General features: G+C 73.0%; 17 protein-coding genes. 7 read left to right on the top strand and 10 right to left on the bottom strand.

Annotated elements, in window-relative coordinates; genetic code table 11:
• Complete coding sequence (locus ACF1A1_RS23115) at window positions 1–927, bottom strand: proline dehydrogenase family protein (RefSeq protein ID WP_392002299.1); 927 nt, start codon at window positions 925–927, stop codon at window positions 1–3.
• A gap of 164 nt (window positions 928–1091) precedes the next feature.
• On the opposite strand from ACF1A1_RS23115, the gene ACF1A1_RS23120 reads away from it, so the two are divergent.
• The 5 genes from ACF1A1_RS23120 (at window position 1092) to ACF1A1_RS23140 (ending at window position 7266) form a co-directional block, all read left to right on the top strand.
• The gene (locus tag ACF1A1_RS23120; protein ID WP_392002300.1) at window positions 1092–2276 is read left to right on the top strand and encodes a PucR family transcriptional regulator; all 1185 of its coding nucleotides are present in this window, start codon (window positions 1092–1094) and stop codon (window positions 2274–2276) included.
• A gap of 125 nt (window positions 2277–2401) precedes the next feature.
• A complete protein-coding gene (locus ACF1A1_RS23125) occupies window positions 2402–3895 on the top strand; it encodes an ABC transporter substrate-binding protein (protein WP_392002301.1) in 1494 nt (497 codons plus the stop codon).
• Window positions 3892–5625 (top strand): ABC transporter permease subunit, encoded by a 1734-nt coding sequence (locus ACF1A1_RS23130; protein ID WP_392002303.1) that lies wholly within the window; start codon window positions 3892–3894, stop codon window positions 5623–5625. The genes ACF1A1_RS23125 and ACF1A1_RS23130 overlap by 4 nt, the downstream gene beginning before the upstream one ends.
• Entirely contained in the window at window positions 5615–6592 is a 978-nt protein-coding gene (locus tag ACF1A1_RS23135) for an ABC transporter ATP-binding protein (protein WP_392002305.1), read from the top strand. Before ACF1A1_RS23130 ends, ACF1A1_RS23135 begins: the two co-directional genes overlap by 11 nt.
• Window positions 6589–7266, top strand: a complete 678-nt coding sequence (locus tag ACF1A1_RS23140) for an ATP-binding cassette domain-containing protein (protein WP_392002306.1) — start codon at window positions 6589–6591, stop codon at window positions 7264–7266. The genes ACF1A1_RS23135 and ACF1A1_RS23140 overlap by 4 nt, the downstream gene beginning before the upstream one ends.
• A 72-nt stretch (window positions 7267–7338) precedes the next feature.
• Here the strand turns inward: ACF1A1_RS23140 and serA are convergent, their stop codons facing one another.
• From serA to ACF1A1_RS23170, 6 genes are all read right to left on the bottom strand, one after another.
• Window positions 7339–8928 carry a phosphoglycerate dehydrogenase gene (gene serA / locus ACF1A1_RS23145; protein ID WP_392002308.1) on the bottom strand — a complete coding sequence of 530 codons (1590 nt, stop codon included), beginning with the start codon at window positions 8926–8928 and terminating at the stop codon, window positions 7339–7341.
• Between the two features lie 268 nt (window positions 8929–9196).
• Entirely contained in the window at window positions 9197–10195 is a 999-nt protein-coding gene (ilvC, locus tag ACF1A1_RS23150) for a ketol-acid reductoisomerase (RefSeq protein ID WP_392002309.1), read from the bottom strand.
• A 140-nt stretch (window positions 10196–10335) separates the two neighbouring features.
• Window positions 10336–10860 (bottom strand): acetolactate synthase small subunit, encoded by a 525-nt coding sequence (gene ilvN / locus ACF1A1_RS23155; RefSeq protein ID WP_358561389.1) that lies wholly within the window; start codon window positions 10858–10860, stop codon window positions 10336–10338.
• A gap of 20 nt (window positions 10861–10880) precedes the next feature.
• Window positions 10881–12734, bottom strand: coding sequence for an acetolactate synthase large subunit (locus tag ACF1A1_RS23160; protein ID WP_392002310.1), 1854 nt, complete (start codon window positions 12732–12734; stop codon window positions 10881–10883).
• Between the two features lie 243 nt (window positions 12735–12977).
• A complete protein-coding gene (locus ACF1A1_RS23165) occupies window positions 12978–15998 on the bottom strand; it encodes a putative bifunctional diguanylate cyclase/phosphodiesterase (RefSeq protein ID WP_392002312.1) in 3021 nt (1006 codons plus the stop codon).
• Between the two features lie 409 nt (window positions 15999–16407).
• Complete coding sequence (locus tag ACF1A1_RS23170; RefSeq protein ID WP_392002313.1) at window positions 16408–17376, bottom strand: 2-hydroxyacid dehydrogenase; 969 nt, start codon at window positions 17374–17376, stop codon at window positions 16408–16410.
• A 76-nt stretch (window positions 17377–17452) separates the two neighbouring features.
• Between ACF1A1_RS23170 and ACF1A1_RS23175 the strand changes: the two genes are divergently transcribed.
• Window positions 17453–18451, top strand: a complete 999-nt coding sequence (locus tag ACF1A1_RS23175; RefSeq protein ID WP_392002314.1) for an aldo/keto reductase — start codon at window positions 17453–17455, stop codon at window positions 18449–18451.
• Between the two features lie 153 nt (window positions 18452–18604).
• A complete protein-coding gene (locus ACF1A1_RS23180) occupies window positions 18605–19765 on the top strand; it encodes a PQQ-dependent sugar dehydrogenase (protein WP_392002316.1) in 1161 nt (386 codons plus the stop codon).
• 10 nt (window positions 19766–19775) lie between these two features.
• Here ACF1A1_RS23180 and ACF1A1_RS23185 read toward each other — a convergent pair whose 3' ends face one another.
• From ACF1A1_RS23185 to ACF1A1_RS23195, 3 genes are read right to left on the bottom strand one after another with little or no spacing between them, the layout of a single operon-like run.
• Window positions 19776–20060, bottom strand: coding sequence for a DUF6191 domain-containing protein (locus ACF1A1_RS23185; RefSeq protein WP_392002317.1), 285 nt, complete (start codon window positions 20058–20060; stop codon window positions 19776–19778).
• Window positions 20061–20093: 33 nt separating this feature from the next.
• Entirely contained in the window at window positions 20094–20354 is a 261-nt protein-coding gene (locus ACF1A1_RS23190) for a type II toxin-antitoxin system RelE/ParE family toxin (protein WP_392002318.1), read from the bottom strand.
• 26 nt (window positions 20355–20380) lie between these two features.
• The gene (locus ACF1A1_RS23195) at window positions 20381–23413 is read right to left on the bottom strand and encodes an AAA family ATPase (protein WP_392002320.1); all 3033 of its coding nucleotides are present in this window, start codon (window positions 23411–23413) and stop codon (window positions 20381–20383) included.
• Between the last annotated feature and the right edge of the window lie 266 nt (window positions 23414–23679).

Consider the following 23679-nt stretch of genomic DNA (forward strand, 5'->3'; position numbering starts at 1 on the left):
TCAGCCCTTGCTGACCATGGAGCGGAGGAAGAAGCGCAGGTTCGCCGGCTTCTCCGCCAGCCGCCGCATGAAGTAGCCGTACCAGTCGGTGCCGTAGGCGGTGTAGACGCGCATGCGGTGGCCCTCGGCGGCGAGCCGCAGGTGCTCCTCGCCGCGGATGCCGTAGAGCATCTGGAACTCGTACTCGTCGAGCTTGCGCCCGGCGCGCCGGGCCAGCTCCTGGGCTATGGAGATCAGGCGCGGGTCGTGCGACCCGATCATGGGGTACCCGTCGCCCTCCATCAGCGTCCGCAGAATGCGGACGTACGCCTTGTCGATCTCGTGTTTCTGCTGGTGGGCGACCTCGGCGGGCTCCTTGTACGCGCCCTTGACGAGCCGGACGCGGCTGCCGTTCGCGGCGAGGCGGCGGGCGTCGGCCTCGGTGCGGAAGAGGTATGCCTGGATGACGCAGCCGGTCTGCGGGAAGTCCTTCCGCAGCTCCTCGTGGATGGCGAACATCGAGTCGAGGGTGGTGTGGTCCTCGGCGTCCAGGGTGACGGTGGTGCCGATGGCGGTGGCGGCCTCGACGACCGGGCGGACGTTGGCGAGGGCCAGCTCGTGGCCGCCGTCCAGCGCCTGGCCGAACATCGACAGCTTGACGGACATCTCGACCTTGGGGCCGAGCTCCAGGTCCTTCAGGCGGTCGACGAGCCCCAGGTAGGCGTCGCGGGCGGCCTCGGCCTGGTCGGGCCGGGTGATGTCCTCACCCACGACGTCCATCGTCAGCTCCAGGCCCCTGGCGGTGAGCTCCTTGATGATCGGCACGATGTCGTCGACGGTCTCACCGGGGATGAAGCGGTCCACGACCTGCTTGGTCACCGGGGCCGCCGAGATCAGGCGTCGCATCCGGTCGCTGCGCGACGCGGCGAGAATCACGGGACCCAGCACGGGGCACCTCCACTTACCAACCCATACGAGGCCGATACCCGACGAGCCGGGAACGGCACGGAGAACCACCGTGAAACCTAAGGATCCCTCCGATCGTCGGCCATCGACAGCTGTCACGCATCCGTGCCGCAGATCTCAGACAGATGTATGAAGCGGACCCCGAAATGCGGGAGAATGCCCAGGTGCCATCGGAACACAGGGGCGACTACCAGGAGCTGGTCGACGAGATCTCGGAGCTGCTCGGCGTCCCGGCGACCCTGGAGAACCGCGACTTCGAGCTGATCGCCTTCGGCGCGTACGACAGCGAGGACGAGCTCGACGCCTCCGCGCTGGACCCGGTGCGGGCCCGCTCGATCCTGACCCGGCGCTCGACGGCGGCCGTGCGCACCTGGTTCGAGGGCTTCGGCATCACCCGCGCGACCGCCCCGGTCCGGATCCCGCCGGCCCCGGAGGCCGGCGTGTACCGGGGCCGGCTGTGTCTGCCCGTACGCCATCGTGGAGTCGTCTTCGGCTACGTCTGGCTGCTGGACGACGATCCCGGGCCCTCGGACGCCCAGCTGGCGTCGGCCATGGAGGTGGCCGCGCGGATCGGCGCCCTGCTCGCCGACGAGGCCCAGCACGGCGCCGACCTCACCCGGGAGCTGCGGACGGTGCTCACCGCCGAGCGCGGCTGGCCGCGGGACATGGCGGTGGCGGAGCTGCGCACCGCGCTCGGCGCCCGCGCGGACGTCCCGCACACGGTGGTGTGCGTGGCCCCGTGGCCGTCCGCCGACCCGGACGACGCCCCTTCGCTGCGCACGCTGCCGGGGGCGACGGCGCTGTGCACGGTGCCGTGGGGGGTGGCGGGCCAGTGCCTGGCGGTGCTGGTGCGGCTGCGCTCGACGGACGTCCTGACCCCGGCGGCCTCGGTCGCGGCGCGGTTGCTGGAGCGGAGCCCCGGAGCCGCCGCGGGCATCGGCGCCGGGCGCGTCGGGCTGGCCGAGCTGGGCACGGTGTGGCAGGAGGCGGCCGCCTCGGCGCGGGCGGCGCTGGCGGAGCCGCGGCTCGGCCCGGTCGCGCGGTGGGCGTCGATCGGCCCCTTCCGGCTGCTCACGGCGCTTCCCGCGGAGGCCGCTCACGATCCGGTCGTACGCGTTCTGCTCTCCCCCGCCCACCGGGAACTCGCCCGCACCGCCGAGATCTTCCTCGACTGCGCGGGGCAGGCCGGCCGCACGGCGGCGGAGCTGGGCATCCACCGGCAGACCCTGTACTACCGGCTGTCGCGGGTGGAACAGCTGACGGGTCTGGACCTGGACGACGGGGAGGACCGGCTGTTGCTGCACATGACGCTGAAGGCGCACCGCCTGTGAAGCGCGTCGCGGGTTGCCCTTGAGCCATCTTGCGATCACTTTCGGCCAACTATTGAAAACGATTGTCATCGTGTTACGGTCTGCGCATCCCTTGAACCTTTGACCACCCCTTTACGGAGTGCCCCGTGCGCCTGCCCGCCCGCCGCCTGCTCCCCGTCACGGCTTTCACGGCCGCCTCCGCGCTGCTCACCGGCTGCTTCACCGGCGACGGGTCCGCGTCCGCGGACGCCGACGGCAAGCGCGTGCGCGTCGCGATGATGCAGCCCCCGCGCTCGGGACTGTCCCCGCTCTCCGACGACGCCTTCAAGCTCTCGCGCTGGTCGACCGCCGAGACCCTGGTGAAGCTGGACGCGGAGGGCGACGCCAAGCCCGCGCTGGCCACCGCCTGGCAGCAGAGCGGACGCACCTGGAGCTTCGAGATACGCGACGGCGTCACCTTCCACGACGGCACCAAGCTCGACGCCGAGGCCGTCGTCCGCTCCCTCACCAAGGCCGCCGGCGCCTCCCCCAAGCCCCGCATCCTGGACGGCGTCGAGCTGACCGTGAAGGCCGCCGACGCCGACACCGTCACGGTCACGACCGCCGCCGAGGACCCGCTCGTCCCGCAGCGCCTCAGCTCGCCCCAGCTGTCGATCCTCGCCGCGAAGGCCTACACGGGGAAGACGGTGAACCCGCTCGGCGCGGGCACCGGCCCCTTCGAGCTGACGAAGGTCAACGGCACCTCCTCCGCCACCCTCGACCGCTACGACGCCTACTGGGGCGGCAAGGCCAAGGCCCCCGGCATCGACGTGCGGTTCGTGCCCGACGGCACCGCCCGCGCCGCCGCCCTGCGCAGCGGCGAGGCCGACATCGTCGAGGCGGTGCCGGTGTCGCAGGCCGCGCTGCTGGACGAGGAGCTGGTCACCGAGGTCCCTATGCCGCGCACCAACACCCTCTACCTCAACACCGGGAAGGGCGTGTTCAAGGACGCCTCGCTGCGGGCCGCCGCCCGGGCGGCCGTCGACGCCCAGTCGATCGTGAAGGGCGTGTACGAGGGCCGCGCCGACGTCGCCCAGGGGCTGCTCGGCCCGGCGCTGCCCTGGGCGGCCGGGCTGCGCAAACCGGTGACCCGCGCCAAGGCCGGCGACCCGGCCGGCCGGACCGTCACCATCGGCACCTTCACCGACCGCGCCGAGCTGCCCGAGGTCGCCGCCGCACTGCAACAGCAGCTCCAGAAGGCCGGGTTCACGGTGAAGCTGGACGTGCGCGAGTACGCCAACATCGAGTCCGACGCGCTCGCGGGCGCCTTCGACGCCTTCATCCTCTCCCGGGCCACCGTCCTGGACTCCGGCGACCCGGCCGCCTACCTCTACAGCGACTTCGCCTCCGACGGCTCCTTCAACATCGCCCAGCTCAGCGACCCCTCCGTGGACGCGGCGCTGCGGACGGCCGGGAAGACGGCCACCGGTGACGCCCGCCGCCGGGCCGTCATCGCCGCCGAGGCCGCCGTCCTCGCGACGGACGCGGCCGTGCCGATGCTGCACGAGCGGGTGATCCAGGGCGACGCCGCCGGAGTCGTCGGCGCCGCCCACGACCCGCGCGAGCGGGAGCTGGTCACGGCCGCCACGTACGTCAAGTGAGGTCCCCGGCCGCCGGGTTCACCCGGGCCCTGAGTCTCCTCGCGGTGGTCACCACCGTCGGCCTGCTGCCCTGGCTCTCCGGCCGTGACCCCGCCCTGACCGTCCTGCGCGCCCGCTCCGCCGAACAGGAGCCGACCGAGGAGGCCCTGGACGCCGTACGGCGTGACCTCGGCCTGGACGCGGGTCCCCTGTCCCTGCTGGGGAGGTGGGCCGGTGACCTGGTCCACGGCGACCTCGGCACCTCCTGGGTGTCGGGCACCGACGTCCTGCCCTCCGTGCTGGCAGGGCTCCAGGTGTCGCTGGCCCTGATGGGCGCGGCCCTCGCGGTGGCGGTCCTGCTCGCCGTCGTCCTCGTGGCACCCGTGCTGGTGCGCGGGCGCGCGTCGGCCGGGGCGGGGGCCGCGATGCTGGCCGCCGTCCCGGAGTTCCTGCTGGCGACCGTGGGGCTGCTGGTGTGCGGGGTGTGGCTGGGGTGGCTGCCCACGTCCGGCTGGCAGGGCCCGCGGTACATGGTGCTGCCCGCCGTCGCCCTGGGCGTCCCGGCGGGCGGGCTGCTCGGACGGCTGGTCGCGGACGCGTTGCCGGCCGTGCTGGAGGAACGGTGGGTCGAACTGTGGCGGGGCGCCGGAGTGAGCCGGACGCGGATCTCGGCCGCCGCCCTGCGCCGCGTCCTGCCGCCGCTCGTCCCGCAGTTCGGCATGGCCGCCGTCGGTCTGACCGGTGGCGCGGTCGCGGTGGAGACGGTGTTCGCGGTGCCCGGCATCGGCCGTACGGCGCTGGGGGCGGCCAAGTCGCAGGACCTGCCGCTGCTCCAGGGCTCGGTGCTGGCCCTGCTGCTGCTCGGCCTGGTCACCGGCGCGCTGGCCGCCCTGGCCCGGCGCCGCCTGCTGGGACCGGCCCTGCGGGACGCCTCGCTGGCCCTGCCGCCGGCCCGCCCGGTCCGCACCCACCCGGCGGTTCCGCTGACCCTCGCGGCCGTCCTGCTCACCACGATCGGCTGGGGCCTGCTGCGCGACCCGTACGCAGTGAACACCGCGGTCCGGCTGGCTTCCCCCTCCTGGGCCCACCCGCTCGGCACCGACGGTCTCGGCCGTGACGTGCTGGCCCGCCTCGGGCACGGCGCCGCGGCGACCGTCGGCACGGCGGCGGCCGTGTGCCTGTTCAGCCTGGTCCTGTCACTGGCCCTCGGCTTCCTGCCCGGGGTCGCGGCCGGCGCGGCGGACATCGCCAACGCGCTGCCCCCGGTGATCGTCGGCATCCTGGTCGCCGCGGCGTCGGGTCCCGGCACCGCCGGTGCGGCCCTGGCCGTCGGCGTGATCTCCTGGCCCGCCCTGTCCGCGCACGCGGCGGCCCTGGTGCAGGAGGTCCGCGCCTCGGCGTTCCTGACGGCCCAGCGGGCCATCGGCGCATCCCCGTCCTGGATCCTCACCCGGCACGTCCTGCCCTCGGTCGCCGCCCCCGTCGCCCGCCACGCCCTGCTCCGCCTCCCCGGCATCGCCCTCGCCCTCGCCTCCCTCGGCTTCCTCGGCCTGGGCGCCCAGCCCCCGGCGCCCGAGTGGGGCCTGCTCCTCGACGAGTCCCGCGCGTACGTGGAACGCGCCCCGTGGGCGGCCCTGGCCCCGGCGGTGGCGCTCGCGCTGCTGGCCGGGCTCGCGGTCTCCGGGGCCGCCTACGCACAGGGCCGCAACGCCACCCCCGCCCCGAAGAAGGAGGCCCCAGTTGCCGTCTGAGGCCCTGCTGTCGGTGCGCGACCTGCGCATCTCCTTCGACGGGACCGAGGCCGTACGCGGCGTGTCCTTCGACGTCCGCCCCCGCGAGGTCCTCGCCCTGGTCGGCGAGTCGGGCGCCGGCAAGTCCCTCACCGCGCGGGCCCTGCTCGGCATGGCCCCGCCCGGAGCGACCGTGAGCGGCGAGATCCGCCTGGACGGCTCGACCGATCTCGCCGCCCTCCGCGGCCGCCGCATCTCGCTCGTCCCCCAGGACGCCCTGTCCGCCCTCTCCCCCGTGCACCCGGTCGGCGACCAACTCGCCGCCGCCGTACGGTCGGTGCACCGCGTCTCCCGCCGGGAGGCCCGCGCCCGTGCCGTCGCCGCGCTGGAGCGGGTGGGCATCCCGGACGCCGCCCGCCGGGCCCGGGCCCACCCGCACGAGTACTCCGGGGGCATGCGCCAGCGCGCGGTCATCGCGATGGCCACGCTCAACCAGCCCGACCTGGTCGTCGCCGACGAGCCGACCACCGCGCTGGACGCCGAGCGCCGCGAGCAGGTGCTGCGGGTGCTCTCCGAGCAGCGCGAGGCGGTCGGCGCCGCACTCCTCCTCGTCACCCACGACCTGGACGTCGTCCGCGACCACGCGGACCGGGTGCTCGTCATGTACGCCGGCCGCACGAGCGAACTGGGCCCGGCGCAGGCCGTGCTGAGCCGCCCGCGCGCCCCCTACACCGCCGGCCTGCTGGCCTGCCTCCCCCAGGACGGCCCCCGGCGCCGCCGCCTGCCCACCCTGCCCGGCACTCCCCCGGCCCCCGGCGCCCTCCCTGCGGGCTGCGCCTTCGCCCCCCGCTGCCCGCTGACGACACACCGGTGCCGCGACGAGGAACCGGAGCCCCGCGAGGCCCACGGACGCCTGGTCGCCTGCCATCACGCGGACCGGGTCCCCGACGACGCGGCCGCCTTGTTCGACGAGGAGCGAGCGGCATGACACCCCTGCTGGACGTACGCGACCTCGTGGTCCGCTACGGCACCGTCGCCGCCGTGGACGGCGTCTCCTTCACCCTGGAGCCGGGCGAGACCCTCGCCCTGGACGGCCCGTCCGGCTGCGGCAAGTCCTCCATGGCCCTGGCCGTCCTGCAACTGCGCCGCCCGGACGCGGGCGAGGTCCACTTCGAGGGACGGGAGCTGACCTCCCTCACCGAACGCGAGCTGCGCCCCCTGCGCCCCCGCATGCAGCCGGTGTTCCAGGACCCGTACGGCTCCCTCAACCCCCGCCACCGCATCCGCGACGCGGTGGCGGAACCGCTGAAGGTCCAGGGCCGCTGGACCGACGCCGACGGCCCCGCCCGCGTCGCCGGGCTCCTCGACCGCGTCGGCCTGGACCCCACGTACGGCGACCGCCGCCCCTACGAGCTGTCCGGCGGCCAGTGCCAGCGTGCCGGCATCGCCCGCGCGCTCGCCTCCGAGCCGCGTCTGCTGGTCCTCGACGAGCCGGTGTCCGCGCTGGACCCGTCCGTGCGGGCCGGCGTGCTCAACCTGCTCGCCGACCTCCAGGACGACCTGGGCCTCGGCTACCTGTTCATCTGCCACGACCGGGCCGTCGTACGGCACTTCGCGGACCGGGTGGTGGAGATGCGGGAGGGACGGCTCACCCCGGCCTGAGGACGGGCACGGGCACGAGAAAGCGCCGGCCGGGCTGCACGAGCCCGGCCGGCGCTCTCTTCGTTCAGGTGATCAGACCAGGTTGACCGCACGGGCCGACGTCGCGCCGATCTCCGTCGCGACCTCCGCCAGCACCCCGGCGGACACCGTGTCGTCCACCGTGAGCACGGCCAGCGCCTCACCGCCCGCCGCCGCACGGGCGACCTGCATACCGGCGATGTTGATGCCCGCCTCACCCAAGATGCGGCCCACCGTGCCGACGACGCCCGGACGGTCCTCGTAGCGCAGCACGACCATGTGGTCGGCGAGCGCGAGGTCGACGTCGTAGTCGCCGACCGCGACGATCTTCTGGAGGTGCTTCGGACCGGCCAGCGTGCCGGAGACCGACACCTCCTCGCCGCTGCCGAGCGTGCCGCGCACGGTGACGACGTTGCGGTGGTCGGCCGACTCCGAGCTGGTGGTCAGCCGCACCTCGACGCCGCGCTCCTGGGCGAACAGCGGGGCGTTGACGTACGACACCGTCTCGTCGACGACGTCCTCGAAGACACCCTTGAGGGCGGACAGCTCCAGCACCTTCACGTCGTGCTGGGTGATCTCGCCGTAGACCTCGACGTCGAGGCGGACCGCGACCTCACCGGCGAGCGCGGTGAAGATCCGGCCGAGGCGCTCGGCGAGCGGCAGACCCGGCTTGACGTCCTCGGCGATGACACCGCCCTGGACGTTCACCGCGTCCGGCACCAGTTCACCGGCGAGGGCGAGCCGCACCGACCTCGCGACCGCGATGCCCGCCTTCTCCTGCGCCTCGTCCGTGGAGGCACCGAGGTGCGGGGTGGCGACCACCTGGTCGAACTCGAACAGCGGCGAGTCGGTGCAGGGCTCCTTGGCGTACACGTCGAGGCCGGCGCCGGCGACCCGGCCCTCCTTCAGCGCCGAGTACAGCGCCTCCTCGTCGACGATGCCGCCACGGGCCGCGTTGACCACGCGCACGCTCGGCTTGACCTTGCGCAGCGCCTCGTCACCGATGAGACCGACCGTCTCCGGGGTCTTGGGCAGGTGGACGGTGATGAAGTCGGAGACCTCGAGCAGCTCGTCCAGCGACAGCACCTTCACGCCCATCTGCGCGGCCCGAGCGGGCTGCACATAGGGGTCGTAGGCGACGACCTTCATGCCGAAGGCGGACATGCGCTGGGCGACGAGCGCCCCGATGCGGCCGAGGCCCACGACGCCGAGGGTCTTCTCGGCCAGCTCCACGCCCGTGTACTTGCTGCGCTTCCACTCGCCGTTCTTCAGCGCGGCGTTGGCCTGCGGGATGTTGCGGGCGGTGGCGAGGATCAGACCGCAGGCCAGCTCGGCGGCGGTCACGATGTTCGAGGTGGGGGCGTTGACGACCATCACGCCGGCCTTGGTGGCGGCGGAGACGTCGACGTTGTCCAGGCCGACGCCGGCTCGTGCGACGACCTTCAGCTTGCCGGCGGCCGCGATCGCCTCGGCGTCGACCTTGGTGGCCGAACGGATCAGGATCGCGTCGACATCGGCGATGGCGGGGAGCAGTTCGGCTCGGTCCGCTCCGTTGCAGTGCCGGATCTCGAAGTCCGGGCCAAGCGCGTCCACGGTCGCGGGCGACAGCTCTTCAGCGATGAGTACGACAGGTTTCGAGCTCACGTGAGTCCTCACAGGTCCAATGCGTGCGGACGGCCGTCCCGACGGCCGCAGGCGGAGGAGGGGCTAGCCGCGTGGAAGACGCACGACGTTGTGGGCCTGACGCGTATGTAGTGCAGCAGTCTAGTGCCGTGGCAAAGGTCGTCATGCGCCTCTGCGGAAGGATCACCCGTCCGGGGCTGGACGGGGTGGACAACACCGTTTCCTACGACGTTACCCGCAGTTCGCCAAAGGGGCCGGAGCAGCACGCTCCGGCCCCCGGCCACGAGGCTTACGCCTCCTCGTCGACCCAGCTCATCAGCTTGCGGAGCTGCTTGCCGGTGGTCTCCAGCAGGTGCTCGGAGTCCTGCGACTTGTACTCGTTGTACTTCTTCAGACCGCCGTGGTACTCCGCCATCCACTCGCGGGCGAAGGTGCCGTCCTGGATCTCGGCGAGGACCTTCTTCATCTCGGCCTTGGTGGCGTCCGTGATGATCCGGGGGCCGGTGACGTAGTCGCCCCACTCGGCCGTCTCGGAGATCGACCAGCGCATCTTCTCCAGGCCGCCCTCGTACATCAGGTCCACGATCAGCTTCAGCTCGTGGAGGCACTCGAAGTACGCGATCTCCGGCTGGTAGCCGGCCTCGGTCAGGGTCTCGAAGCCGGCCTTGACCAGCGCGGCCGTACCACCGCAGAGGACGGCCTGCTCGCCGAACAGGTCGGTCTCGGTCTCCTCGGTGAAGGTCGTCTTGATGACGCCGGCGCGGGTGCCGCCGATGCCCTTCGCGTACGACAGGGCGAGCGCGAAGGCGTTGCCGGTCGCGTCCTGCTCGACGGCCGCGATGCACGGGACGCCGCGGCCCTCCTCGTACTGGCGGCGCACCAGGTGGCCCGGGCCCTTCGGGGCGACCATGCAGACGTCGACGCCGGCCGGGGGCTTGATGAAGTCGAAGCGGATGTTCAGGCCGTGGCCGAAGAACAGCGCGTCGCCGTCCTTCAGGTTGTCCTTGATGGACTCCTCGTAGACCTGGGCCTGGATCGGGTCCGGCACCAGGATCATGATGACGTCGGCCTCGGCGGCGGCCTCCGACGGCGTCACCACGCGCAGGCCCTGCTCCTCGGCCTTGGCCTTGGACTTGGAGCCCTCGTGCAGACCGACCCGCACGTCGACACCCGAGTCGCGCAGCGACAGGGCGTGCGCGTGGCCCTGGCTGCCGTAGCCGATGACCGCGACCTTGCGGCCCTGGATGATGGACAGGTCGGCGTCAGCGTCGTAGAACAGCTCGGCCACTTTGGGTTCTCTCCTTGAGTGCAGGTGTTGCGTCCCACCGTATGACGGCGGGCGGAAGGGAAGTCTGGGGGTCTCGGAATGCGGGCGGCCGACGGCGCGCCGACCGCCCGTTTCCGGTCGTGGGCAATCCGGTGCGCGTCCTATGCCGATCGGTCGAGTGCGCGCAGCGAGCGGTCCGTGATCGAACGGGCACCGCGGCCGATCGCGATCGTGCCGGACTGGACCAGCTCCTTGATGCCGTACGGTTCCAGCATCTTGAGCATGGCGGACAGCTTCTCGCCGGATCCGGTGGCCTCGATGGTGACGGCCTCCGGGGAGACGTCGACGGTCTTGGCGCGGAACAGCTGGACGATCTCGACGATCTGGGAGCGCGTCTCGTTGTCGGCGCGCACCTTCACCAGAACGAGTTCGCGCTGAACCGCCTGGGCGGGCTCCAGCTCGACGATCTTCAGCACGTTGACGAGCTTGTTGAGCTGCTTGGTCACCTGCTCGAGCGGCAGGTCCTCCACCCCCACGACGATGGTGATGCGGGAGATGTCGGGGTGTTCGGTGACACCGACCGCGAGCGAGTCGATGTTGAAGCCGCGGCGGGAGAACAGGGCGGCGATCCGGGCGAGGATGCCCGGGGTGTTCTCCACCAGGACGGAGAGCGTGTGCTTGGACATGTCTCTTGGGTCTTCCTCGCTCAGTCGTCTTCGTTGTCGCCGAAGTCGGGGCGGACGTCCCGGGCGGCCATGATCTCGTCGTTGGAGGTGCCGGCGGCGACCATCGGCCAGACCATGGCGTCCTCGTGGACGATGAAGTCGACGACGACCGGGCGGTCGTTGATCGAGTTCGCCTCTTCGATGACCTTGTCGAGGTCGGCCGGGTCCTCGCAGCGGATGGCGTAGCAGCCCATGGCCTCCGACAGCTTCACGAAGTCGGGGACACGGGTGCCGGCGCTGGGCTGCTTGCCGTCCGCCTCCGGGCCGGAGTGCAGCACGGTGTTGGAGTAACGCTGGTTGTAGAACAGGGTCTGCCACTGGCGGACCATCCCGAGGGCACCGTTGTTGATGACGGCGACCTTGATCGGGATGTTGTTCAGGGCGCAGGTGGTGAGCTCCTGGTTGGTCATCTGGAAGCAGCCGTCGCCGTCGATCGCCCAGACCGTCTTCGACGGGGCTCCCGCCTTGGCGCCCATCGCGGCCGGGACCGCGTAGCCCATCGTCCCGGCGCCGCCGGAGTTCAGCCAGGTGGCGGGCTTGTCGTACTGGATGAAGTGCGCGGCCCACATCTGGTGCTGGCCGACGCCCGCCGCGAAGACCGTGCCCTCGGGGGCGAGCCGGCCGATGCGCTCGATGACCTGCTGCGGGGAGAGCGAGCCGTCCTCGGGCTGGTCGTAGCCGAGCGGGTACGTCTCGCGCCAGCGGTCGAGGTCCTTCCACCAGGCGCTGAAGTCGCCCTGGTTGCCCTCGCTGTGCTCCTTCTGCACGGCCTGGATCAGGTCGGCGATGACCTCGCGGGCGTCCCCGACGATCGGCACGTCGGCGGCCCGGTTCTTGCCGATCTCCGCCGGGTCGATGTCCGCGTGCACGATCTTGGCGTACGGGGCGAAGCTGTCCAGCTTGCCGGTGACGCGGTCGTCGAAGCGGGCGCCGAGGGCGACGATCAGGTCGGCCTTCTGCAGACCGGTGACGGCGGCCACCGAGCCGTGCATGCCCGGCATGCCCAGGTGCTGCGGGTGACTGTCGGGGAAGGCGCCCAGCGCCATCAGGGTGGTGGTGACCGGGGCGCCGGTCAGCTCGGCGAGGACCTTCAGCTCGGCGGTGGCGCCGGCCTTGAGGACACCGCCGCCGACGTAGAGGATCGGCCGCTTGGCAGCGGTGATCAGTTTGGCCGCCTCGCGGATCTGCTTGGCGTGCGGCTTGGTCACCGGGCGGTAGCCGGGCAAGTCCATGGTGGGCGGCCAGGAGAAGGTCGTCCTCGCCTGGAGGGCGTCCTTGGCGATGTCGACCAGGACCGGGCCGGGGCGGCCGGTGGAGGCGATGTGGAACGCCTGCGCGATCACCCGGGGGATGTCCTCGGCCTTGGTGACCAGGAAGTTGTGCTTGGTGATCGGCATGGTGATGCCGACGATGTCCGCCTCCTGGAAGGCATCCGTGCCGATCGAGGCGGAGGCGACCTGGCCGGTGATCGCGACCAGCGGCACGGAGTCCATGTGCGCGTTGGCGATCGGCGTGACGAGGTTGGTCGCGCCGGGGCCGGACGTCGCCATGCAGACACCGACCTTGCCGGTGGCCTGGGCGTACCCCTCGGCCGCGTGACCCGCGCCCTGCTCGTGGCGGACCAGGACGTGGCGCACCCGCGTGGAGTCCATCAGCGGGTCGTAGGCGGGAAGGATCGCACCGCCGGGAATGCCGAATACCGTGTCGGCGCCGACCTCCTCGAGAGAGCGGATGAGGGACTGCGCACCCGTGACGTGCTCGACGGACGCGGAGTGCTGTCCTCCGGATCGGGGCCGCGGCTGCGGGTGATGGGCCCCGGTGGCCTGCTCGGTCATCGGCATTCTCTTCTCGATGCTGAGGGTTTTTGCGAGGTTCGTGCGGTGTTCGACTGCTGCGTGGCAGGTGCCTGTGCAACAAAAAACCCCTCGTGCCAAAAGGCAAGCGAGGGGAGCGCGCCGGTGAGGTCGCTGGGGTTCCCGGATCGTCCTCCGGTGGGTCCCAGCTCAGCCGACGCGCTGTCCAAGTACGAGAATTCGGGTGCGCATGGCACTGACCCTCCCCCCGGCACGCACCCAGTGTCAAGTGGGTGGGACAGGGGTCTCATTATGTGAGCGAAGGGCCGTTCCGCCACCCAGCGTGCCGCCTCCCAGGACCGCGGGGACACCACTGGTGTACACCCCCGCGCCACCACCCGCGAACGCGGGCTCGACGGGCCCGTGCGGCACCGGACAGTGGCCGCGGCCGAGCGCCCTGCGCAGCCGGTACTCGTCGAGCGGCCCGGCGAACGCCATGCCCTGCCCGTGCGTACAGCCCATCGCGCGCAGGGCCACGACCTGCTCGGGCAGGTCCACGCCCTCGGCCACGGACTGCAGCCCGAGGTCGCCGGCGATCCGCAGCAGCCCGCTGGTGATCTTGTGCAGCCGCGCGGACTCGACGACACCCTCCACCAGACCGCGGTCCAGCTTCAGTACGTCGACGGGCAGCCGGCGCAGTGCCGTTATGGCCACGCAGCCGCCGCCGAAGCCGTCGAGGGCGATCCGTACGCCGAGCCTGCGCAGCGCGCCCAGACGGCGCTCGAGTTCGTCCAGCGACACGTTCGGCTCTATGTCCGACAGTTCGACGACCAGCGCCCCGGACGGCAGCCCGTGCCGGGTCAGCAGGGCCTCGACCGAGCCCAGCGGCATCGACCGGTCCAGCAGGCGCCGGGCGCCCACCCGGACCACCACCGGCACGTTCAGCCCGCTCGCGGCCCGGTCGGCGGCCTGCTCGACGGCCTTCTCCAGCATCCAGCGGCCCAGCTCGGCCGCCCGGTCGCCGGCCTCCGCGACCCGCAGGAACTCCGCGGGTGTGAAGAGCACCCCCTGGGAGGAGCGCCAGCGGGCATGGGCGGCGACCGACGAGATCCGGCCGTCCTCCAGCCGCACCACGGGCTGGTGCAGCAGCGCGAACTCACCGTCGTGCAGCGCGGCACGCAGCCGCGTGGCCAGCTCCGCCTTCCGTACGACGTCCTGCTGCATCTGTGGCTTGTACAGCTCGACCCGGCCCTTGCCGCCCGCCTTGGCGCGGTACATGGCGAGGTCGGCGTTGCGCAGCAGTTCTCCGGCCCCGAGCCCGGGCTCGGCGAAGGCGACGCCGATGGACGCGGCGACCCGCACCTCGCTGCCGTCGATGAGATACGGCTGGGAGAGCGTGATCCTGAGACGGTCGGCGAGTTCCAGGATGTGCCGCTCCCGGGCGCTGCGGTCGCGGGTGGTGTCGCCGGCGATCAGCGCGGCGAACTCGTCGCCGCCCAGCCGGGAGGCGGTGTCGCCCTGCCGGACCGCGTCCTGGAGCCTGCGGGCGGCCTGCACGAGCAGCTCGTCCCCGGCCTGGTGGCCGATCGTGTCGTTGACGGCCTTGAAGCCGTCGAGGTCGATGAAGAGGACGGCCGTGTTGCGCAGGGCGGTGCCCCGGTCGGAGCTGCGGCGGCCGGACAGCGCCTGCTGGACGCGCCGGGTGAACAGGGCGCGGTTGGGCAGGTCGGTCAGCGGGTCGTGCTCGGCGTTGTGCTGGAGCTGTGCCTGGAGGCGGACCCGTTCGGTCACGTCCCGGCTGTTGAAGATCAGCCCGCCGTGGTGCCGGTTGACGGTCGACTCGACGTTGAGCCAGCCGCCGTCGCCGGAGCGGAACCGGCACTCGATGCGCGTGGTGGGTTCCTCCTGGGGGCTGGCGGCGAGGAAGCGGCGCACCTCGTGCACCACGCAGCCCAGGTCCTCCGGGTGGATCAGCTGGGCCAGCTCCGTGCCCACCAGTTCCTCGGCGGGCCGTCCGTAGACGCCGACGGCGGCCGGGGAGACGTAGCGCAGCACGCCGCTGGGGGCGGCGATCATGATGACGTCGCTGGAGCCCTGCACCAGGGAGCGGAAGTGGTTCTCCTTCTGGGCCAGCTCCTGGGTGAGGGTGATGTTGTCGAGCAGCATGATCCCCTGGCGCACCACGAGGGCGAGCACGACCGCCCCGCCGGTCAGCAGGACCACCCGGTCGACGCTGCGGCCGTGGAGGACGTTGTAGAGGATCCCCAGCGTGCAGACGGCGGCGGCGAGATAGGGCGTGAGGGCGGCGAGGGAGCCGGTGAGGGGCCGGGCGGTCGGATACCGGCCGCGGTCACCGCCCGGCGCGGGGGGCTGCGGGTGCGGGTGGCCGGTGATGCGGTGTCCGGGCACGTGCTCGTGGACCACGCGCGTGTGCCCCTCCTCCCCCGGGCCGTGCTGCCGGCCCGCGGCCCAGGGGGCGTACGCGAGCAGCAGCGAGCCGGCGAACCAGCCCGCGTCGAGGAGCTGGCCCGAGCGGTAGGTGTGGTGCAGCAGCGGTGAGGTGAACAGGGCGTCGCACATCACGGTCAGCGCGAGGGCGCCGACGGCGGTGTTGACCGCCGTGCGGTTGACCGACGTGCGCCGGAAGTGCAGTACGAGCGCCATGCTCACCAGGGCGATGTCGAGGAGCGGGTACGCCAGCGTCAGCGCCGCGTGGGCCACGCTCGGCCCGTCGAGCCGCGCGGCCTGCGCGAGGGCGAGGCTCCAGGCGAGGGTCAGCAGCGAACCCGCGATCAACCAGGCGTCCAGCGCCAGGCAGACCCAGCCCGCCTTGGTCATGGGCCGGGCGGCGAGCACCAGCAGCCCCACGATCGCGGGCGGCGCGAAGCACAGGAAGAACAGGTCGGCGTAGCTGGGGCTGGGTACGGGGCGGTTCAGGACGACCTCGTACCACCCCCAGACCAGGTTGCCCAGGGCGGCCATCGCCGAGGAGAGCGCGAACAGCAGCCAGGCCGGTCGAAAGCGGACCCGGCGGGTGCGCGCGTAGAGGAAGCAGGACACGGCGGCGGCGCCCGCCGCTGCCGCGAGCCCGAAGTCCCCCATGATGAGCGCGAGTTCGTCCGAGCCCCAGCCGAGCGCGGAACCGACGGCGTAGCCCGCGCACAGCAGGGCCAGCACCAGTTGGTGGACCATGCTCGTCGATCCGGGGCCGCCCGGGGACGGCGACTCGGTCAGCGGCGTCCCCGCCGGAGTCTGTGTCCGCAGCGCTCCGTCGAGGAGGGTCGTGGAGGTCGACGGCGAACTCACCGGGGCCTCCCGGTCCGCGCCGCTCCCCAGGCCTGCCGGTCCCGGTGCGTCGGCGGGGTCTGCCTCCTGCGGCCGCTGGGCCCGCGGTGGTGATGGCTGCGCCGACTGCCGTGACCGGGGCCACCGCATCTGCTCGTGGCCGTGCAACAGGGCCGCCGACGGCGGCTCCGCCGCGTCGGATCGTTCGTCCATAGGCCGTGCATCGCCCGTCGCCCCCCTCACAGTCTGAAATGTCCATCCCCGGCGCCGTACGGTCGCGGCGCAGCCCCTGTCGGGACGATACACCAGTCTCGTCACTCAGGGACATAGTTCCTCTACGCTCCGTGACGATCAGCGGCAACGGGGGTACTGACCGCGTTCGGGGGACTGCGGAGGGTGCCCGAACCGGAGGACACGCGTGCCGTGCTCGTCATGACTCGCTTGTGGCGCCCGTCGTAAGGATCACGTTGCGCAGGGGCTCCTGGTTCACGAAACGCCTCAACTGTTCCTTCAACAGCCGCTCGGCGCGTGGCCGGAAGGCGGACGTGGGGCCGCCCACGTGCGGGCTGATCAGCACACCCGGCGCCGTCCACAGCGGGTGGCCGGGGGGCAGGGGCTCGGGGTCGGTGACGTCCAGGGCAGCGGTGAGGCGGCCGCTCTCCAGTTCGGTGAGGAGCGCCTTGCCGTCGACGACCTGGCCACGGGCGATGTTGACCAGCAGCGCACCGTCCTTCATCCGGGCGAGGAAGTCGGCGTTCACCAGGTGGCGGGTGGTCTCGGTGAGCGGCGTGGCCAGGACGACGACGTCGGCCTCGGGCAGCAGGGCGGGCAGTTCGGTGAGTGGGTGCACCGGTCCGCGCGCCGTTGTGCGCTGGGAGCGCGCGACGCGCGCCACCCGCGCGACCTCGAACGGAACGAGCCGGTCCTCGATCGCTGATCCGATCGCCCCGTATCCCACGATGAGGACGGTCCTGTCGGCCAGCGCGGGCCGGAACCCGGCGAGCCACTCCCCCCGGTCCTGGGCGCGCACGAAGTCGGGGACGCCGCGCAGCGAGGCGAGGATCAGGGTGAGCGTGAGTTCGGCGGTGCTGGCCTCGTGCACCCCGCGCGCGTTGCACAACCGCACGCCCGGAGGCAGCGCGTCGATGCCCGGCAGCACGTTGTCGACGCCGGCCGAGAGGGTCTGCACCACCTGGACGGCGCTCAGGTGGGGCAGGGGCCGCAGCACGACCTCGACGGGCTTCATGTAGGGGACCACGTAGTACACGCACCGGGCCGGATCCGCGGGGAAGTCCTCGTCGCCGTCCCAGAAGAGGTAGTTGGGCCCCTCCGGGAGACCGTCGATCCCGTCGGGCGGGAGGGGCAGCCATACGTCGTTCGGCAGGTCAGCAGCAGTCATGGTCTGGAGGCTATGTCAGGCACGCGCGTGTGCAGAGGTTAGGTTGGGGGGCCGGAAAAGGGAGGGTCACGAGCAGGTGGAGCGCAGGACGATCGGCGCGGCGGCGCTCGCGGTGGGGGCCGTCGGACTCGGATGCATGCCGATGAGCTGGGGGTACAGCGGGTCGCGGCAGCGCGGCGACGAGTCGCTGAGGGCATTGCACCGGGCGCTGGATCTGGGCGCGTCCCTGCTGGACACGGCCGACATGTACGGCCCCTTCACCAATGAGCTGCTGGTGGGACGGGCGTTGAAGGAGCGGCGCGAGGACGCATTCGTCTCGACGAAGGTCGGCCTGCTGGTGGGTGAGCAGCACATCGTGGCCAACGGCCGCCCCGGGTACGTGAAACGGGCCTGCGACGCCTCCCTCCGGCGCTTGCAGACGGACGTCATCGACCTCTACCAGTTGCACCGCGCCGACCCCGAGGTGCCGGTGGAGGAGACCTGGGGGGCGATGGCGGAGCTGGTCCAGGCGGGCAAGGTGAGGGCGTTGGGGCTGTGCGCGGTGGGTGCCCGGGGCGGTCGCCGTGGTGGGGGGCGGCTGTACGACGCGACGATCCGGCAGTTGCAGCGGGTGCAGCAGGTCTTCCCGGTGAGCGCGGTGGAGGCGGAGCTGTCGGTGTGGTCGCCGGAGGCGCTGGAGGCCCTGCTGCCGTGGTGCGAGCAGCGGGGCGTCGGTTTCCTGGCGGCGATGCCGCTGGGCAACGGCTTCCTGACCGGCACGCTGACCCCGGGCGGGGGCTTCGAACCGGACGACATGCGCGCCCGGCACCCTCGGTTCACCGCCGAGATGATGGCCGCGAACCAGCCGATCGTCGCCGGTCTGCGCCGGGTGGCCGCGCGCCACGGGGCGGCCGTGACGCCCGCGCAGGTGGCGCTGGCGTGGGTGCTGGCGCAGGGGCCGCACGTGGTGCCGGTGCCGGGGACCAAGCAGCAGCGGTGGGTGACCGAGAACGCGGGGGCGGCCGGGCTGCGGCTGACGGAACAGGACCTGGCCGAGGTGGCGGAGCTGCCAGCGGCGCAGGGGTCGTGGGACTAGAGGACCGGACGGCGCGGGGTCGCGGCGGGCATCGGGTTTCGGTGATCGGGAACTCGTGGGCCGCGAGCGGTGTATGACAAGGAGAGGGCTGCCGTTGGACACCCGCCGGGAGAACCCGCCGTCGGTACCCGCCGCGTCGAAGGGACCAAGATCGTGCAACGTCGAGCAGTAACGGCCGTGCTGGCCGCGAGTGCGCTCCTGTTGGCGGCGGGCTGTTCCTCCGACGGAGGAACCCCGGGCGCCGGCGCGAGCCCGTCCCCCAGCCCCACGGTGACGGAGGGCTCGTCCCCGGGGCAGGCGGCCGAGGAGACCCCGCCCGCCAAGGGCACGGTCAAGGTGGTGCGTACGGTCGCCGAGGGCCTGGACAGCCCGTGGGGCCTCGCCCCGCTCCCCGAGGGCGGTCTGCTGGTCTCCTCCCGCGACGAGGGGACGATCACGCGGGTGGACGAGACGACCGGCGGGAAGACGGAGCTCGGCGAGGTGCCGGGCGTCTCGGCCGCCGGTGAGGGCGGTCTGCTCGGTATCGCCCTCTCCCCCGAGTACGCCTCGGACCACATGATCTACGCGTACTTCACCTCGGCCTCGGACAACCGCGTCGTCCGCATGCTGTACGACCCCGATCGGCCCTCCGGCGACCAGCTGGGCGCCCCGGACACGGTCTTCAAGGGCATCCCCAAGGGCATGATCCACAACGGCGGCCGGATCGCCTTCGGCCCCGACAGGATGCTCTACGTCGGCACGGGCGAGAGCGGCGACCAGGGCCTGTCCCAGGACAAGGAGTCCCTGGGCGGCAAGATCCTGCGCCTGACCCCGGAGGGCGAACCGGCTCCGGGCAACCCGTTCCCCGGCTCCCCGGTGTACTCGTACGGCCACCGCAATGTGCAGGGGCTGGCCTGGGACGGCAAGCAGCGGCTGTTCGCCGCGGAGTTCGGCCAGCAGACCTGGGACGAGCTGAACGCGATCGAGCCGGGCGCCAACTACGGCTGGCCGGAGGCCGAGGGGAAGTCGGACGACGCCCGGTACCGCAACCCGCTGGCCCAGTGGGGCACGGACGAGGCCTCCCCCAGCGGCATCGCCTACGCCGAGGGCTCCGTCTGGATGGCCGGCCTGAGGGGGCAGCGCCTGTGGCGCATCCCGCTGAAGGGCACGGAGGCGTCGGCGGACCCGCAGGCGTTTCTCGGGAGCGAGTACGGCCGGCTGCGCACGGTGGTCGCGGCGGGCGGCAACAAGCTGTGGCTGACGACCAGCAACACGGACGGCCGGGGCGCGCCGAAGGCGGGGGACGACCGGATCCTGGAGCTCGAGGTGAGCTGAGGCCCACGCCTCACTGCCGCGGCCGCTCCCCGTCCACGGAGTCCCCGGCGGCCTCCGCGTCGTCGGCGTCCGTGGCGTCCGTTGGGGTGTCCGTGGTGTCCGTGGGGGTGTCCGTGGCGTCCTCGTCGGCCGTCGGCTTGGGCGGGCGGACGACGACCTTGCCCGAGGTGAGGTCTATCGGACCGCGCCCGGGGTCGGCGTCGCCGACGTCCTCCCGGGTCAGCTCCAGCCGGTTCTGCTCGTCACTGGTGTGCTTGCGGCCCGGGGAGAACAGTTCCTCGAAGGCGTTGAACATGGTTCTTCCTTTCGGGCCGCGTCGCGGCGGTGGTCACTCGTCGTCTATGAGCGACTGGTCGAGGATCGCCACCGAGACGAGGATCAGGAACGCTCGGTGGATCATGTAGTCGACGGTCAGGCCGGGCGCCACGGAGACGACGCGGATGTCCTCGCCGCTGACCGCCTTCGACACCGGAGTGAACGGATCCTCGGCCAGCTTCAGCAGACCGCGCTCCAAGAGCTTGCGCCGGTCCTCTGCGAGAGCGTCACGCTGCGCTGCCGCGCGCTCGGTGTACTCGATCTGGTACAACACGGCTCCTCCCTGGTCGCCTGCCGCCATTATCCCGCGACCGGCCGGCCGTCCGCCCCCGCCGGGAACAGACCCAGCCGGTGCGCCACCGCCGCGGCCTCCCCGCGCCCCGAGACGCCCAGCTTGGCGAGGATGTTGGAGACGTGGACGCTTGCCGTCTTCGGCGAGATGAAGAGTTCCTCGGCAATCCGGCGGTTGGTGCGGCCGGCGGAGACCAGGCGCAGGACGTCGCGTTCGCGGCCGGTGAGGCCGAGGGCCCGGGCCGGGTCGTCGGGGGTGGGCGTCGCGGTGGCGGTGAGGGTGAGGCGGGCGCGCCCGGCGAGGCGGACGGCGGACTCGGCGAGGGAACGGGCGCCCAGGTGGCCGGCGACGGCGTGGGTGAGGCGGAGCAGTTCCGTGGCGTGGTCGCGCCCGGGCTCGGTGCCTCCCCCGGTGAGGAGGGCCTCGGCCAGCCGGTACCGGACGCGGGCGAGGTCGTACGGCCGCTCCAGGCGTTCGAAGGCGATGACGACCTCGGACCACAGGCCGGGGGTGTCCAGGCCCTCGGCGCGGCGGAGTTCGGCGCGCACCCACAGGTCGACGGCGGCCCAGACGGGGGCGCCCGTGGCGAGTCTCCCGGCGGCCTGGCGGATGCGGGCGAGGACGTCCGCCCTGCCCTGCCGGGCGGCGGGCAGGTCGCGGGCGTCGGCCTCGGCCGTGGCGGCGGCCAGCAGCACCGGCCAGCCGTGGCGCTGGGTGCCGGGCGGGAAGCCGGCGTCGAGGGCGCGCTCCAGTTCGGCGCGGGCGTCGAGCAGGCGGCCCTCGCCCGCGGCCACGCCGATCGCGATCCGGGTGAGCGGCAGCGTCTGCCGCGGCAGGGAGTCGTGGGGGCCGTAGCGGGCCCGGGCGGTGGCCAGGTGACCGGCGGCTTCCGTGAGGTCGCCGCGGCCGAGGGCGAGGTGGGCCCTGCGCAGCGCGCCGGCGCCCCGCGGTCCGGCGCCGCGGCCGATGCGCAGGGCGCCCTCGGCGGCCTCCGCGGCGGCCTCCCAACGGCCCAGCGAGTACAGCGAGTCGGACAGGGTGACCCACGCCCACGCCTCGGAGTCCAGCAGGCCGAACCGGCGGGTGAAGGCGATGCCCTCCTCCAGGAGGGGGACCGCCTCGCGGGAGCGGCCCACGGCCTCGAGGCCGGCGGGCAGGCTCACCCGGGCACGGCCGGCCACGGAGGTCCTGCCCTCCTCCAGCGCCCGTTCCCCGACCTCGTACAGCTCCCTCAGCCCGGCCTCGATGTCGCCCGCGTCGACCATGAGGCCGGCGAGGGTGAGGCGGGCGTTCAGCTCGGTCTCGCGGACGCCGACCATGCGCGCGTACTCCACGGCGCGTTCGGCGGCCGTGAAGGCCTCGGGTCCGGGGTCGTGCGCCATCGACCAGTTGGCGACGGTGGCCAGCACTTCGGCGTGCACCTCGGAGGGCGGCAGCCCGCGTACGAGATCCTGCGCGGTGGCCAGTTCCGCCCGGCCGTCGCCGCGGGCCTGCGCCCGCACCAGCCGGGAGCGCTGCACCCAGAACCAGGCGGCAAGCAGCGGGTCGTTCTCGTCCTCCAGGAGGTGCAGTGCCCGCCTGGTGATCCTCAGGGCGCGTTCCCGTTCCCCGCAGAGCCGGCCGGCGACGGCGGCCTCCGCCATGAGGTCGACGTAGCGCAGGGGTGGGGTGGCGGGGGCGCGGCCGCGGGGAGCGGGGATCTCGGTGTGGCCGACCGGGCGCGGACGGGCCCGTACGTCCTCGGGAGCGGTCTCCCACAGTTCCATCGCCCTTTCCAGGAGCCGCAGTTGCTCGCTGTAGGCGTGGCGGGAGCGGGCGGCGTCGGAGGCGTCCAGGACGGCGGGGAGCGCCTTGGCGGCGTCGTGGGCGTGGTACCAGTGGCCGGCCAGGCGCGGGACGCGCTCGTCGGCGGGGACGAGCGTCGGGTCGGCCTCCAGCGCTTCGGCGTAGCGGCGGTTGAGGCGGGAGCGTTCGCCGGGCAGCAGGTCGTCGCTGACGGCCTCGCGCACCAGGGAGTGGCGGAAGCGGTAGCCGTCGCCGGTGGGCGCGGCGAGCAGGATGTGGGCGCCGACGGCGGCCCGCAGCGCCTCGATGAGGTCGTCCTCGGCGAGCCGGGCGACCGCGGCCAGCAGCCGGTGCTCGACGGTGGAGCCGCCCTCGGCGACGATCCGGACGACCCTCTGCGCGCCCTCGGGCAGCGCCTCGACGCGGACGAGCAGCAGGTCACGCAGGGAGTCGGTGAGACCGGCGCGGAAGCCCTCGTGGGCGGCGACGGCGAGTTCCTCGACGAAGAAGGCGTTGCCGTCGGAGCGTTCGAAGATGGCGTCGACCTGGGCGGGGTCGGGTTCGTGGGCGAGGATGCCGGCGATCTGGCGGCCGACCTCCTCGCGGGTGAAGCGGGCCAGTTCGAGGCGGCGGACGGTGCGCAGCCGGTCGAGTCCGGCGAGCAGGGGGCGCAGCGGGTGGCGGCGGTGGATGTCGTCGGAGCGGTAGGTGGCGAGGACGACGAGGCGGCCGGCGCGCAGCGTGCGCAGGAGGTAGGAGAGGAGGTGGCGGGTGGAGGCGTCGGCCCAGTGGAGGTCCTCCAGGGCGACGACGACGGTGCGGTCGGCGGCGACGCGTTCCAGGAGGCGGGCGGTGAGTTCGAAGAGCCGCGCCATGCCCTCCTCGTCGTGCCGTCCCGCACCCGCCTCGCCCAACTCGGGCAGCAGCCGGGCGAGTTCGTCCTCCTGCCCGGCGGCCGCGGCGGCCAGCTCGTCCGGCAGGGCGCGGCGCAGGGCGCGCAGGGCGGTGGAGAACGGGGCGTACGGCAGTCCGTCGGCGCCGATCTCGACACAGCCGCCGAGCGCGACGACGGCGCCCCGGTGGCAGGCGGCGGTGGCGAACTCCTCGACGAGGCGCGTCTTGCCGACCCCGGCCTCGCCGCCGATCAGCAACGCCTGTGGCTCTCCCGCGGTGGTGGCGCGGGAGAGCGCGTCGTTCAGGATGTCCAACTCGTCGGCGCGACCGACGAAGACGGGGCTGACGGACCTGGTCTCCACGGGGCGAGCATCGCACAGGGCTCCGACAGCACCCCAGCCGTTGCCGCCGCCCGACCTCTCGCGGGGGCGACGGCCGACACCCTCAGCAGGCCCGTCGCGCCGTACGGCCGGTCCCCGTGCGGCGTCGCTCCCGTGCCGCGGCGCCCCCGTGCGGCGGCCCTCCCGTGCGGCAGCGCTCCCGTGCGGCGGCGCTCACGCCGGGCGGGCGGGCCGCGGCCGGCGGTGGCGGGGGGCGCGGTTCGCCTCTCAGCGGCCTCGGGGGCGCG

Source organism: Streptomyces sp. NPDC014995, assembly GCF_043080745.1.
Lineage (GTDB): Bacteria > Actinomycetota > Actinomycetes > Streptomycetales > Streptomycetaceae > Streptomyces.